The sequence below is a fragment of the Klebsiella scottii genome, from assembly GCF_036561945.1.
GTDB classification, from domain to species: Bacteria; Pseudomonadota; Gammaproteobacteria; order Enterobacterales; family Enterobacteriaceae; genus Klebsiella; species Klebsiella scottii.
In genome coordinates this window covers 2,974,210-2,987,744 of the sequence record NZ_JARXNI010000020.1, presented here as the reverse complement: position 1 = coordinate 2,987,744, position 13,535 = coordinate 2,974,210, and the positions used below count along the sequence as shown (strand labels likewise).

Sequence of the window (13,535 nt, the reverse complement as noted above, 5' to 3'; positions counted from 1 at the left end):
ATAATTCCCGGCGATTGCACATCATGAAGCTCCCGCTTCTCAGTGCGCCCTTAGCTCAGTTGGATAGAGCAACGGCCTTCTAAGCCGTAGGTCACAGGTTCGAGCCCTGTAGGGCGTACCATTTTCACTTCTCTTAACGTCTCCTGAAGTCTACTAAATCCAGCATACACGCGGCACTCGCCAATATCCCATTACCTCAACGCCTGCTATCGTCTACTGAAATCGCCATTCATGTGGGGTAGATTCCGGCTCAATGAAATGAGATCCCCCAAAATGAGGCTACCATCCCGCCGGGTCGATATATCTAAACTTAAAGATAAATCCTCCAGGTCATTGCGGACAACGTCCTCAGCCGCCAGAACGGTACGTCCTGGAGGCTGGTCAGGGCCGCAGGGAGAGGCAGCAGATGCGCTGGGTCCGGGAACCGCAACCCGGCAGAAAAAGCGTTGTTGCCTCGTCTGAATCACCGGTGGAAAACCCGACGGCTTAACGCTTTCGTCGATCAGCAGGCGGCGAGGTGTCCGCCGCCAAAATCAGTAAAGCGCTGCCGGACGCTCTGCCAGCCCAGGGGTTTGATGGGGTCAGGGCGCTCCGGTATTGCGCTGGCGACGCGGGGTTCGCGCTTGCGCTGCACGTCCGGCATAGGAACGGCGCTGAGCAGGTGTCTGGTATAAGGATGCTGCGGATGGTGCAGTACCCGATCGCGCGGGCCGATCTCCACGATCTGGCCGCCAAACATCACCGCCACCCGGTGGCAAATGCGTTCCACTACCGCCATATCATGGGAAATAAACAGATAGCTGAGCTGGTAGCGCTGGCGCAAATCCTCCAGCAGCGTCAGCACCTGCGCCTGTACCGACACATCCAGCGCCGAGACCGATTCATCGGCGATAATCACTTTAGGGTTCAGCGCCAGGGCGCGCGCGATGCAGATGCGCTGGCGCTGGCCGCCGGAAAACTGGTGCGGATACCGCCGCATCGCGTCAGCAGGCAGGCCTACCTGCTGCAACAGCTGCGCCACCCGCTCCGTGCGCTGTGCCACAGGCATCTGCTCATGAATCAGCAGCGGTTCCCCCATCAGATCGAAAATGGTTTTGCGCGGATTGAGCGCCGCAGAGGGATCCTGAAACACCATCTGCAAATCACGCCGTATCGCTCTTAACGCCTCACCCTGCAGGCCGTGCATCTCCTGCCCGCTGAGCTGCGCGCTGCCGCTAAACGGCACCATATTCATCAACGCCTTCGCCGTCGTTGATTTACCGCAGCCGCTTTCCCCGACGATGCCCAGCGTTTCGCCGGGGAAAAGATCGAAGCTGACGCCATCTACGGCATGAACTTCGCGGCGCACGCGCAGGCCGTCGCCGCGCACCGGAAAGCGTACGCAGAGGTCGCGGACGCTGAGCAGCGGTTGGGTCTGTTCAACCGGCGCCAGCGCGGGCGCCTGGCCAAGCACCGGCACCGCCTGCAGCAGCTGGCGGGTATAGGGCGCCTGCGGCGCGGTAAACAGCGTTTTTACCGGGGACTGCTCCACGATTTTGCCGTGATTCATGACCAGCACGTCATCGGCCATTTCCGCTACCACCCCCATATCGTGGGTGATCAGCAGCAGGCTGGTGGAAAACTCCTGCTGCAGCTCGCGCATCAAATCGAGAATTTGCGCCTGAATAGTGACATCAAGGGCCGTCGTCGGCTCATCTGCAATCAGCACCTGCGGTTGACACAGCATCGCCATGGCGATCATCACCCGCTGGCGCATGCCGCCGGAAAGCTCGTGCGGATACTGCTGCAGGCGCTTCTCCACCTGGCCGATTTTGACCGCGTCCAGCATCGCGCCGATCCGCCCGCGCCGCTCGCGGCGGCCCAGCGCTTCGTGCCGTTGCAGGGTCTCTTCCAGCTGCTGGCCTACCGTCATCAGCGGGTTGAGCGAGGTCATCGGCTCCTGAAAAATCATGGCGACCGCTTTGCCGCGCAGCTGCTGCATTTGCCGCTCCGGCAAGCTGAGCAGATCCTGATCAGCAAAAATCACGGCGCCGCCAGGAATATGCGCCTCCTCAGGAAGCAGTCCCATGATCGCCAGCGAGGTCAGCGACTTACCGCTGCCCGACTCGCCGGCGATGCACAGGGTTTTTCCTGGCCAGAGCGCAAAGCTGACGTCATCCACCACCCGCTGTGTACCAAACTGGATCGACAGGCGCTCCACCGAGAGTAGCGGCGCCGGGAACATGGCTGCTGACATAACGCTCCTAATTAAACACGCTGTTGGGAAAATAGAACGACACCACCCAGTTAGGCCGATCGACGATTTCGCTGATGCGCAGATCGCCGCACACGGAACAGAGCATATAGGCCTCTTCTGCCGACATTCCCTGTTCGCGGCACAGGGCATCGATGGTGTAGCTTACCGCGTCGCGGGCGGCGGTCATCAGATCCGGGCCAATGCCGGTGAAGGCGCTGTAGCCTTGCCGATCCAGATGACGGGTCACCGGACCTGGGGTGGTAAAACGCGGCGTTTTCAGCGGCATATCCTTAACCACCTCCAGCTTTACCACCACATCCATGGCGCTTTCGATCGCCGTGCCGCAGACTTCGCCATCGCCCTGTGCGGCGTGGGTGTCGCCAATTGAAAACAGCGCGCCTTCTACTTCCACCGGCAGCCATAGCGTGCAGCCGGCGGCTAAATCGCGAATATCCAGATTGCCGCCGACGCGGCGCGGCGGCACCACCGAATGATGGCCGGCGGCGGCGGGGGCGACGCCGATGGTGCCGGCGAAGGGCTTCAGCGGCACGCGGCCATAGCGGCCAAAGGCGCAGGGGGATAAGTTCTGTCTGTCATACTGCCAGAGCGTCAGCGCCGGCTCGGGAAACGTATCGGCCAGCAGGCCGAAGCCCGGGATATTGGCGGTCCAGCCGAAGCCGCTGGGACGAAATGATTCCAGCGTAACCTTCAGCGCATCGCCCGGCCGGGCGCCCTCCACATAGACCGGCCCGCTGACCGGGTTGAGCTTATCAAAAGGCAGCGTCGGGATATCCGCTGCGGTTGAGCCGGCGCTGAACCAGCCGTTAGCGGCATCCAGGCAGTGAAACTCCAGCTGGCTGCCGGAAGCCACGCGCAGCGCCGGGCTCAGGCTGTTGTCCCAGCCGAAATGGTGTTGCGTATGATGAATGGTCTTCACCAGACAATTTTGGCACATCTTGAATCCCCTTTAAGCAGCGGCACCGTTCCGGCAAACGCGGCACGATGCCGGCAGATTATTTCAGCCCGATATAGTCGTAGTTGACCGGTACATGGACCGGATCCACATAGAGGGCATCCTCGCCGCCCATACGCGCGGAGTGCACGGTGTAACGCTTCTCGTTGAATACCGGCACCCAGGGCGCGTCGCTCATCGCCGTGGTAAAGATTTTGCGCCAGGCTTCAATACGCGCGGCCTGCTGGTCAGGTTTCACCATGTTGTCCGCCGCGGCCGCCTGTGCGTCCAGCGCCTTGTTACAGTAACGCGCCCAGTTCCATCCGCCCTCTACCGCCCCCGCGCAGCCGAGGATCGGGCCATAGAAGTTGGAGGGGTCCGGAAAGTCGGCGATCCACGCCATGCCGCCGGACCAGACCATCGGCGCCTGGCTAGCGGAACCGCCCGCCGCAATCACGTTCGCCTGGGCCAGGGATTTGATGCTGGCGCGAATGCCCACTTTAGCCAGATCCTGCTGGATGGACTGGGCAATACGCGGCTGCGGATCGGTATTCATCACGTACAGTTCGGTCGCAAAACCGTTGGGAAAGCCCGCTTCGCTGAGCAGCTGCTTCGCTTTTTCCGGATCGTAGCTGAAACCCTGATAAGCCTTGTCGTAGCCGGGCATAGCGGGCGGCAGCGGCTGATTGGCCGGCGCCGCGCGTCCGTTGATGATGCGCACGATGCGGTCTTTGTTGACCGCCATGTTCACCGCCTGGCGAACCTTGAGGTTATCGAAGGGGGGCAGCGTGGTTTTCATCGTCACGTAGCCGGTCTGCAGCTGGTCGCCGGTGACCATCAGGCCCTTATAGGCCGGGTTGTTTTTAAACGCCAGAAACTGCGCGGGCGGCACGCCGTCGCCGGCGATATCCACTTCGCCTTTTTCCAGCCGCAGCAGGGCGACCGAGGGATCCTGGCCTATTTCAAACTTAATGCGATCCAGCCGCGGCACGCCGGCTTTAAAGTAGTTCGGGTTCTTGCGGAAAATCAGCTCCTGGCCCAGCTTCCACTCCTGCAGCTCAAACGCGCCGCTGCCGACCGGATGCTTGCCGAAGTCCGCTCCCCATTTCGCCACCTCCTCATGCGGCACCACCGAGGCGAAGTTCAGCGCCAGCACGTGCAGGAAGGTGGCGTTGGGCTCTTTCAGGGTGATCTTTACGGTATGATCGTCCACGACCTCGATGCCGCTCAGGGTTGTGGCTTTACCGCTGGCCTCTTCGTCATAGCCCGCGATGGGGCTGAAGAATCCGGCGCCCGGGCTCTGGGTTTTCGGGTTGACGGTACGCTCCAGCGAATATTTCACGTCCGCCGCCGTGACCTCGCGGCCGTTGTGGAATTTAACCCCTTTGCGCAGCACAAAGGTGTAGACCTTGCCATCGTCGGAAACGGCGTAGCTTTCCGCCAGATCGTTCACCAGCTCGGTGGTGCCGGGGCGGTAGTCCATCAGGCCGTCGAACAGGCTTTTGATCATCGACCAGTTTTGCCAGTCATAGCCAATGGCCGGATCCAGAGTCGCCACGTCGTTCTGGTATGTCACCACGATATCGCCGCCGGTCTTCTCGTCAGCCTGCGCGCCATAAGAGAAACAGACTGCGGCCACCGCCATTGTCAGTAACGCTTTTTTCATCATTTTCCCCTGCTACTTTTTGACATCAATGCGCGGATCGACCCACGGCAGCACCAGATCCGCAATAAGGTTGCCGCCAACAATGGCAACCGCTGAGACGGTGGTGACCCCGACAATAACCGGAATATCCACCTGTTGAATCGCCTGCCAGGCCAGCTGACCGATGCCTGGCCAGCCAAAGACCGACTCGACCACCACCAGCCCGCCCATAAATATGCCGATATCAATGCCGATCATCGGAATCAGCGGCAGCACGGCATTTGGCAGCACGTGGCGCAGCAGCACGCGGGTTCTGCCGAGCCCTTTTGCCCGCGCGGTGCGGATAAAATCCTGGTGCAGCACTTCAATCATCGATGAGCGCAACATGCGCGAGTACCAGCCGCTGCCGAGCAGGCCGAGGGTGAGCGCCGGCAGCGCCAGATGGCTGAAGCCGCCGTAGCCCCCCATCGGGAACCAGTTGAGCACCACGGCGAAAAGATAGAGAAACAGCATCGCGGCGATGAACTGCGGTGCCGAGACGCCGATAAAGGAGAGCGCCATCAGCAGCCGGTCCGCCAGCCCGCCGCGCTTTAGCGCCGCCAGGGTGCCGAGAGCGATCCCCAGCACCAGCTCGCAGAAAATCCCCGCCGCCATCAGCTGCAGCGAAGGCCCGATACGGGCGGAAATCAGTTCGCTCACTTCGCTGCGCTGAATAAACGAGCGACCCAGATCGCCGTGCAGCAGCCCGTTCAGATAGCGCAAATATTGCTGATAAAACGGCAGATCCAGCCCCAGCTGATGGCGGATGTTTTCGACCACTTCCGGCGTGGCGCTGCGTCCGGCGATTTGGCGTGCCGGATCGGCGGGCAGCATAAACAGCAGCAGGTAGCAGATCAGCGTAACGCCAAGCAGGATCAGCCCGGCATGCAACAGACGTTTTCCCAGAAACAGCATCAGCTTCTCCGTTTTAAACCAGGGTCGAGGGCGTCGCGCAGGGCGTCGCCGGCGATATTGAAAGCGAGCGACAGCAGCACGATCGCTGCACCGGGAAAGAACACCAGCCACGGGGCCGAGGTGAACCAGGTCTGGCTTTCAAAGATGATATTGCCCCAGCTCGCGGTCGGCGGCTGTACCCCCACCCCGAGAAACGAGAGGGTGGCCTCCAGCAGTACCGTGGTGGAGATGCCCAGGGTGGCCCAGACCAGTACCGTAGGCACCAGATGCGGAATTAGATGCACGCCGAGAATGCGTAAGGTTCCGGCCCCCAGGGTACGTTCCACGGCGATAAAGTCGCGGGCGCTGAGGGCGCTGGTTTCGGCGTAGATAACCCGGGCGATCTGCACCCAGTTCACCATGGCGATCACCATCGCCACGATCCAGACGCTGGGCTGGAAAATCGCCGCCAGCGCAATCGCCAGCAGCAGCGCCGGAAACGCCATCATCAGATCGGTAAAGCGCATCAGCAGCCCTCCGATACGCCCCTGCATATAACCGGCGCTCAGCCCCACCAGTACGCCAGTCAGTACCGCAATACCGTTGGCGACCACGCCGATCAGCAGCGAAGTTCTCGCGCCGTAAATCAGCCGCGAGAACAGATCGCGCCCCAGCAGATCGGTTCCCAGCCAGTAAGTAGCGTTGGGCGGGAGCGGGGCGCCCTCAAGGCTCAGCCCCTCGACAAACTGTTCATTGGGATCGAAGGGCGTGAGCCAGGGGGCGAACAGCGCGGCCAGCACCACCAGCAGAATAAACAGCAGCGAGAGCAGCAGCGCGGGCCGCCGCAGGAGATACCCCATCCGGCTCATTGCGCCCCCCGTTCGCCGGGCGCCATCCGCAGCAACCACTGCTGCGCCACCTGCGCCACCGGCTGGTTGGTGCGCATCGATTCCGTGCGCAGGCGAACCCAGGCCTGTTGTTCATCAATATTTTCCGCCATCATCAGGGCCGCCAGCGCCCGGGTAATCTGCGGCATCGCCGCCAGACGCTGGCGCAGCAGCGCCTGCTGCTGCCGGCCGTCATTCAGCTGCTGACGCAGCCCTACCGCCATCATCAGGGTGGTATAGATGGCCCGCTGGGTAATGGGTTTGGCGAGGATCGCCGTGGCTCCCAGCTCCAGCGCGCGCTGTACCTGGGAAAGCCCCTCGTGCGAGGTCAGCGCAATCACCGGTATCCCCGCCAGATTGACCTGTTGCAGGGTCAGCGGGCTGGCGAACGCCTCCAGCTCCACCAGCACCGCGCAGGGGGTAAGCGGCGGCGCGGCCTCATCCGCCGTCAGGTGATGCCAGCGAATGCCCATCCGCGTGAGATTCTTTTCCAGCGCTTCACGGCTCCTCGCTTCACAATCCACCAGCAGGAGCGGCTGAGCATCAAAATCCGGGGACAGTAGCGTTTTCATTTCACAATCCTCAGGGCAGGTCTGGCCGAAACCGTCCGACCGTGGCGCAGGTCGGTCGCAGAAAGATAGGGGTCGGGCATCACCGGCTGCGGTTCGCTATGCAGCAGCTGAAAGCGGGTTTGCTGCAGCTCGGCGATGTGGCAGGGCAGGCAGGCGTGGTTGTTTTGCGCCAGCACCGAGCGAGCGCCAGGCGACCGCGCGTCATGCTGGCGATACAGCGCCGCCAGCACCGCTTCCGGCTGGCTGTCTCCGGCCTGACGCAGGCTGTCGGCAAACAGCCTTACCGCCCGCCAGGCGCCGATGTAGTAGTGGGAGATGCGCTGCGCGCCGTGCAGCAGGCGCTGCCGCGCGCAAAAGTCGGGGTCGACGCTTTCAAAAAACGGGCCGCAGGAGAGCAGGCGCACCGCCCGCAGCGGGGCAACCTCATCGACTTCCGCTTCGGTAAAGTTACAGCTGAGCACTGCTAGCGTTCGCCGCTCGCGAACACAGGCGGCGTCCAGTGCGCGCAGAAAAGCGTAAGAGCTTTCGCCCACCAGGTTGTTGAGCACAAAATCGACATCTGTGCTGAGAATCGCCTCGACCAGCTCCGTTACGCTGCTGTTTCTCAGGTGCAGATATTTTTCACCCGCCACCGTGCCGCCGGAGGCTTCCACCACTTCGCGGGCGATGCGGTTGCTCTCCCAGCCCCAGACGTAGTTGGAGCCGGTCAGCCAGGCGCGGGTTCCGAACGTATCCAGCGCCAGCCGCAGCAGCGGCAGCAGGGTCTGGTTCGGGCAGCCGCCGAGATACACCACCTGCTCGCAGCTCTCGAACCCTTCGTAAGGACAGCCGTACCACAGCAGCAGGTTATGCTGCTCCAGGTCAGGGATTATCTCCTTACGGCTGGCGGAGGTTATGGTGCCGAAAATATGGCGGATGCCGCGATCGATAAAGTCGCTCACCGCTTCGCCGTAGGCCGCCAGCTCGCCCGCCGGGTTGATATGCCGGGCCCGGAGCTGAAATGGGGAAGCGGGATCGGCATTGATTTCCGCCAGCGCATGGCGCGCGCCGGACAGCGCGCTGTTCGCCATATGGCTATAGGTCCCTTCCGTTGACAGCAGAATGCCGATATCAATGGTTTGCACGTGCTTTGCTCTCCGCCTCAATAAAAAAAGCCCGATCGTCCTTAGCAGGACAATCAGGCTTCATTACCTGTCGATATTTAATGGGAACAAGGCTTAAGGGTTGCCCCGGCTTGTATATAACCGACATGAAAAATTCATGCCATCTTTAAAGTTCTGCGAGATCATCAGGTTAGAATTTTTGATTTTGCGGCATTGCACTACGAGGATGCAGATTCCCCAGCATAGTGCAGGGTTCTACCGCATGGAACAGGAAGATCTCTCGATCAATATTGCGGGATATGGCTGCTAGCTTTAGCCCAAAGGGCAGGGATAATGCTTATTCGTCCTCACCCTCGGAGAGGTCTGTGTAATCATAATAACCATTGTGACAGTTAAGAATGACGTACGCTGAGTATCGACTCTTTTCGCCAATGACCAATAATTTCCCGGACCAGGCGTTGTCTGAAAAGGAGGGCGTTGTAATGAATGCCACCTTAGATAACCCCATCTTTTCCAGACGATCGTCCTTTGCCGCCATCCTGAACCACGACTGAATGAATTTTGTTTTTATCTCTTCAGCGTCAAACTTTCGACAGGATTGTTGAAATTCATCGCTGGCTGGGAAAACCCGAGAAAACGCCATCATCACGAAAATGGCGGAAATCGTCAAAACGGCCCCACATAATATCATCAGTAAGCTATACGCTAGTTTTCTCATCATTATCCATCTCCCTGTGAAAGTTTTTTCACTTCAGCCATCGCGTATTTATGCCGGGTCTGCACTATGCAGCTGGCAAAGATCTGGATGGTTCAATCTATTGATGCATCAGTATAGCGATCGGCCCGATCCGTCCAAACTTTTTCAAAGAACGATCGGTAAACAGAACGCTCCCCCGGCAGCATTGCCGATAGTCGGTGCCATACGCGGGCCATCATGGGTCCGGAAGTCATTTATCTGTCTCACTTTGTCCAATTTTCACAGATGCGGATGATTACTATTAGCGTTTTTGTCGGGGGCGTTAATCAATCATGTGCAACTCAATCATTAAATTTAAACGAACTGAATTAGCCAGTCTGATCCTGCTATTCACCTCAGCGGCCAGCGCCGCAGAGTCAGAGACGATGGTGGTCACAGCATCCGGATTTGAACAGCGGCTGGAAGATGCACCCGCGTCAGTGACCGTGATTTCAGGCGAGGATCTCCGTAAACGTTCTATCCAAAACCTGGCTGATGCCGTTCGCGATGTCGAAGGTGTAGCCGTCATCGGCGGCGCCAATGAAAATGACATCTCCATTCGCGGCATGCCGGGAGATTACACGCTCATCCTTGTTGACGGAAAGCGCCAGAGTGGTCGCGATTCCCGGGTGAATGGCAATGCCGGTTATGAGCAGAGTTTTATCCCGCCGGCGGCCGCCATCGAACGTATTGAGGTGATTCGCGGGCCAATGTCATCGCTTTACGGGTCAGATGCGATTGGCGGAGTCATCAATATCATTACCCGTAAGGTCAATAAGCAGTGGGGCGGGTCGCTCTCCTGGGACTATGCTGCTCGCCAGCATGACGACCAGGGCAATGCGGCAAACACGCAGTTTTACCTGGCGGGTCCCCTGGTCGATGACAAGCTGGGCTTACAGCTATGGGGGCGCTATCTGGATCGTCAGGCCGATGATGATGTGCAGAACACCAATGGCTTCAGCAAAGCCGACCATAAGGACGTAACCGGGAGGCTGTCATTCGCGCCAACCGATAACCAGGAGCTGCAGCTTGAAGGCGGCGTCAGTCGCCTGAAAAACGGTGATGGCGAGAGTGCAAACTGGGCGACGCGTGAACAAAAAAATAACCGCGATCACTGGTCTGTCAGCTACGACGGCCGCTGGGACTGGGGAACATCGACGGTTTCTTTTGCTCAGGAAAAAACCAGCCGTGAAGGATTAGCCAGCCCTTCACAGAGTGACGTTTACGGCCGTAAACCCACCATCAAAAATAGCGTGCTGGATGCAAAACTGATCGTGCCGACCATGTACCATACCGCCACGCTGGGCGGACAGTGGCAGGAAAATGAGCTAAAAGACTGGAACCAGGGAGATGGTACACGCCAGGATCATCGCTATAGCGTGGTGCAACGAGCGCTGTTCATCGAGGACGAATGGCGGCTCGCTGAAGCGTTCTCGCTCACCGGTGGATTACGCCTTGATAATCACGAACAGTACGGCAATCACTACAGCCCGCGCTTATATGGCGTTTGGTATGTCAGTGATGAGTGGACCCTGAAAGGCGGCGTCGCGCGAGGCTTTAAGGCGCCGGAAATTCGCGCGGTGATTGACGATTACGCGGTACTGCGCCGCAATACCTGGGCCATGCTCGGTAATCCCAATCTGAAGCCTGAAACCAGTACCAATTACGAGCTTTCCGCGATGTGGTCGAATCGTGACGATCTTTCTGCCAGCGCTACGCTCTTCTACAACGACTTCCAGGACAAGCTTTCCACGCTAACGACGGATCGACGCTGGAACGGTTATATCGTGATGGAGCGTATCAATATTGATAAAGCGATCATCAGAGGCGCGGAATTAACCGGCAGCTGGAAGATAACGCCTGAGCTATCGTTAAAGGCTAACTATACCTTCCTGGATTCAGAGCAGAAAAGCGGCAGCAATAAAGGGGCGCCGCTGGCTTTAACTGCTAAGCATAAAGCCAGCCTGCGCAGCGAATGGGATTACACGGGACAAACGCAGTTTTGGGCAGCGGCTAACTATTACGGTAAAGAGTACGGGACCTCCGTTACCGCTGAGCCGGCCCCCGATTACCTGACGGCAGATGTTGGCGTGTCGCATCAGCTTAGCCGGAATCTGGCCCTCAATGGCGCTATTTACAACATTGGCGATAAGCGTCTGAACGACGAAACCTACGGTACGGTCAACTACGGTCGAACCTTCTGGGGGGGAGTGACGCTCAGCTTCTGATCGCTCCTGGCAGCAAAATCGTTGCACATAAACCGGCGGGCGAGCGATTCTTCAGGCTCAGCTCGCCGCCGTGGGCATGGACGCAAGCACGGGCAATCGATAAACCTAAACCCAGCCCGCCGCCAAAGTGGTGTCGGGCGGCGCGATTATCATTCAAGCGAACGAAGGGTTCGAAGACCTGCTCAAGCTGTTTCTCCGGGATACCCGGACCGCTGTCCAGAACATCTATCCTTACCATGTTGCTCTCCGTTGTGAGTATGACGGATGCCTCGCCTGCATAGCTCAATGCGTTCTCAATAAGATTGCTTAGTACCCGTTTTATCGCCAGCGGTCGGCAGTTGATCGTAATCTCTGCCTCTCCCTGCCAGTTAACTGACTCGCCTTTTTGGCCGTAACGATGCGTCAGATCGCTCAGTAACTTGCTCAGGTTGCAGCGGCAGGTTTTCTCCTGCGGCGTTTCATCACGGATAAAGTTCAGCGTTTCACTGACCATACTCTGCAATTCAATGAGACTTTCCAGCATGTCATCACGAGCCTCTCCGGCATCCATGAGTTCTATTTGCAGGCGCAGTTCTGTCAGCGGCGTGTTGAAGTCATGGCTCATTGAGGCCAGCATACGGGTCTTGCCTTCCAGATGCCGGGCAAGACGTTGCTGCATCAGATTAAAGCTACCCGTCAGGTCTTTCGATTCCCGCGGGCCAACGAGAGGTAGACTACCGGTCCAGTCTCCCCGACTAAGGGCATCAGCGGCGGCGGCAAGTCGCTGAATCGGCCTGACAACGCGGTGGGTGAAGTAAAGACTCAGCAGAATCAGCGGAACCGTCATGATGACCAGTGACAGTGAGAGCAGCTGTATCCATGCATATGCCGGATCAAGCGGCTGTATGCCGTTCAGATAAGTCCCGTCAGGCAAAGAGAGCGTCGATCGCAGCCTTAAAGGGTCGCTATTTTCCGTACTAAAGAGATGCCAGCGCGCCGGCCCACCGTTGGAACGCTCGAGCTGAAACGTCACCTGCATGTCCGGCGCAAATCCCTTTAACTTCAAAATAGCGTCACGCAGGCGCCGCTCTTCACGCCGCATGGGGAAAGGCGTCACTTCAGCATGATCGGCAATCCAGAACCTGGCGCCATCCTCACGAAGAATATGTAACGGAGAACCAGCCGCCAGCTGGCTGGTAAGATAGGCCAGCTCAATACGTTCCACAGCCAGATTACGCGTGGCAGGAGAGAGCAAATTACCGATCAGCTGAAGGCCGCCCACCGCGAGCAGATTGGCAATCACAATTGCCGAAACCATCAGCAAACCAAGCTGGCTCATCATTCTCTGCGGCAGCAGGCGTTTTAGCTGAGGCATTCGTCGCGCGCCTCAACCTGCGAAGCCAGACGGTAGCCCTCTCCCCATACCGTATCCAGCAGAACAACCCCCGGAAGCAACTGCTGCAGGCGGTTTCGTAGGCGGCTGACCTGTCGATCGATTGCCCGGTCAAAAACCTCATTTCCGGGCGTTATGCAGCGATCCATCAGCACTTCCCGGCTGAGTACAGCACCCGGGCTGGAGAGAAAAGCGGTCAGGAGCCGGGCTTCCACAGTACTCAGCTTCAGCGTTATCCCCTGTGGATTGGTGACCGTGCGGCTGACCGGCCGGTAGATCAACCCGGAAAAATTCATCGTACGATCGGGCCGTTGGTGAGCAGTATGCTGTGGCCCATCCGTTCTCCGGGCACGCCTCAGCACGGTATGGATGCGGGCAAGTAGCTCACGCGGCTCGAATGGCTTTACCACGTAATCATCAGCCCCCATCTCCAGCCCACTGATGCGGTCGTCAAGCGCGTCCTTCGCCGTAAGCAGGATGACAGGCGTTTTGTATTTGCGCTGAATCTGCTGGCAAAGCAGCATGCCATCACCGTCAGGCAGCATGACATCCAGAACGATCAGGTTAAAGGTGTTTGAACGCAGCATTGACCACATTGAGGTGGCATCATCAGCCGTGATGACATTGAGGCGCTGACGCCGCAGCCATGCAGCAAGCGGTTCGCGAATTTTTCGGTGATCATCAACGACTAAGATACTGACAGGAAAAGAAAAGTTATCCATTATTACTGACGACTTAGACGCGGCGGAGGGAAGAATAGCATAACAATATAATGAGAATGAGTGTTATTTTCAATAATAGTGTTGGCCTCTTTATCGCAAATGGTTGGCTGTCAGTTTGCCGTGTTTCAGTTCAAACCAGACGTTCAAGG

Annotated in this window: 11 protein-coding genes and 1 tRNA gene; 2 read left to right on the top strand and 10 right to left on the bottom strand. The window is 58.5% G+C overall.

Features of this window, described 5'->3' with window-relative positions; translation table 11 throughout:
- Positions 1–44: 44 nt before the first annotated feature.
- Positions 45–121 (top strand) — tRNA-Arg (locus QFI97_RS21695).
- Positions 122–502: 381 nt separating this feature from the next.
- Here QFI97_RS21695 and QFI97_RS21690 read toward each other — a convergent pair.
- From QFI97_RS21690 to QFI97_RS21655, 8 genes are all read right to left on the bottom strand, one after another.
- Entirely contained in the window at positions 503–2,236 is a 1,734-nt protein-coding gene (locus tag QFI97_RS21690; RefSeq protein ID WP_346431969.1) for an ABC transporter ATP-binding protein, read from the bottom strand.
- A 7-nt stretch (positions 2,237–2,243) separates the two neighbouring features.
- Positions 2,244–3,191: an acetamidase/formamidase family protein gene (locus tag QFI97_RS21685; RefSeq protein WP_346431968.1), complete on the bottom strand. Its 948-nt coding sequence runs from the start codon at positions 3,189–3,191 to the stop codon at positions 2,244–2,246.
- Positions 3,192–3,249: 58 nt separating this feature from the next.
- On the bottom strand, positions 3,250–4,854 hold the full coding sequence (locus QFI97_RS21680; protein WP_346431967.1) for an ABC transporter substrate-binding protein: 1,605 nt from the start codon (positions 4,852–4,854) through the stop codon (positions 3,250–3,252).
- Between the two features lie 12 nt (positions 4,855–4,866).
- Positions 4,867–5,787, bottom strand: coding sequence for an ABC transporter permease (locus QFI97_RS21675; protein WP_095094593.1), 921 nt, complete (start codon positions 5,785–5,787; stop codon positions 4,867–4,869).
- Positions 5,787–6,635, bottom strand: coding sequence for an ABC transporter permease (locus QFI97_RS21670; RefSeq protein WP_095094595.1), 849 nt, complete (start codon positions 6,633–6,635; stop codon positions 5,787–5,789). The genes QFI97_RS21675 and QFI97_RS21670 overlap by 1 nt, the downstream gene beginning before the upstream one ends.
- Positions 6,632–7,225 carry an ANTAR domain-containing response regulator gene (locus tag QFI97_RS21665; protein WP_346431966.1) on the bottom strand — a complete coding sequence of 198 codons (594 nt, stop codon included), beginning with the start codon at positions 7,223–7,225 and terminating at the stop codon, positions 6,632–6,634. Before QFI97_RS21665 ends, QFI97_RS21670 begins: the two co-directional genes overlap by 4 nt.
- Positions 7,222–8,349 (bottom strand): transporter substrate-binding protein, encoded by a 1,128-nt coding sequence (locus tag QFI97_RS21660; RefSeq protein WP_346431964.1) that lies wholly within the window; start codon positions 8,347–8,349, stop codon positions 7,222–7,224. The genes QFI97_RS21665 and QFI97_RS21660 overlap by 4 nt, the downstream gene beginning before the upstream one ends.
- 316 nt (positions 8,350–8,665) lie before the next feature.
- On the bottom strand, positions 8,666–9,049 hold the full coding sequence (locus QFI97_RS21655; RefSeq protein WP_095094601.1) for a hypothetical protein: 384 nt from the start codon (positions 9,047–9,049) through the stop codon (positions 8,666–8,668).
- 308 nt (positions 9,050–9,357) lie between these two features.
- On the opposite strand from QFI97_RS21655, the gene QFI97_RS21650 reads away from it, so the two are divergent.
- On the top strand, positions 9,358–11,292 hold the full coding sequence (locus tag QFI97_RS21650; protein WP_346431963.1) for a TonB-dependent receptor domain-containing protein: 1,935 nt from the start codon (positions 9,358–9,360) through the stop codon (positions 11,290–11,292).
- Here the strand turns inward: QFI97_RS21650 and QFI97_RS21645 are convergent.
- A complete protein-coding gene (locus tag QFI97_RS21645) occupies positions 11,282–12,646 on the bottom strand; it encodes an ATP-binding protein (protein WP_223261740.1) in 1,365 nt (454 codons plus the stop codon). The two genes, QFI97_RS21650 and QFI97_RS21645, sit on opposite strands and share 11 nt — an antisense overlap.
- Positions 12,634–13,386 carry a response regulator transcription factor gene (locus QFI97_RS21640; RefSeq protein WP_095094605.1) on the bottom strand — a complete coding sequence of 251 codons (753 nt, stop codon included), beginning with the start codon at positions 13,384–13,386 and terminating at the stop codon, positions 12,634–12,636. Before QFI97_RS21640 ends, QFI97_RS21645 begins: the two co-directional genes overlap by 13 nt.
- Between the last annotated feature and the right edge of the window lie 149 nt (positions 13,387–13,535).

Coding starts and splice junctions, on each gene's coding strand:
- QFI97_RS21645 (WP_223261740.1), bottom strand. CDS start 12,646: ATGCCTCAGCTAAAACGCCTGCTGCCGCAGAGAATGATGAGCCAGCTT.
- QFI97_RS21640 (WP_095094605.1), bottom strand. CDS start 13,386: ATGGATAACTTTTCTTTTCCTGTCAGTATCTTAGTCGTTGATGATCAC.
- QFI97_RS21685 (WP_346431968.1), bottom strand. CDS start 3,191: ATGTGCCAAAATTGTCTGGTGAAGACCATTCATCATACGCAACACCAT.
- QFI97_RS21670 (WP_095094595.1), bottom strand. CDS start 6,635: ATGAGCCGGATGGGGTATCTCCTGCGGCGGCCCGCGCTGCTGCTCTCG.
- QFI97_RS21690 (WP_346431969.1), bottom strand. CDS start 2,236: ATGTCAGCAGCCATGTTCCCGGCGCCGCTACTCTCGGTGGAGCGCCTG.
- QFI97_RS21650 (WP_346431963.1), top strand. CDS start 9,358: ATGTGCAACTCAATCATTAAATTTAAACGAACTGAATTAGCCAGTCTG.
- QFI97_RS21680 (WP_346431967.1), bottom strand. CDS start 4,854: ATGAAAAAAGCGTTACTGACAATGGCGGTGGCCGCAGTCTGTTTCTCT.
- QFI97_RS21675 (WP_095094593.1), bottom strand. CDS start 5,787: ATGCTGTTTCTGGGAAAACGTCTGTTGCATGCCGGGCTGATCCTGCTT.
- QFI97_RS21655 (WP_095094601.1), bottom strand. CDS start 9,049: ATGATGAGAAAACTAGCGTATAGCTTACTGATGATATTATGTGGGGCC.
- QFI97_RS21665 (WP_346431966.1), bottom strand. CDS start 7,225: ATGAAAACGCTACTGTCCCCGGATTTTGATGCTCAGCCGCTCCTGCTG.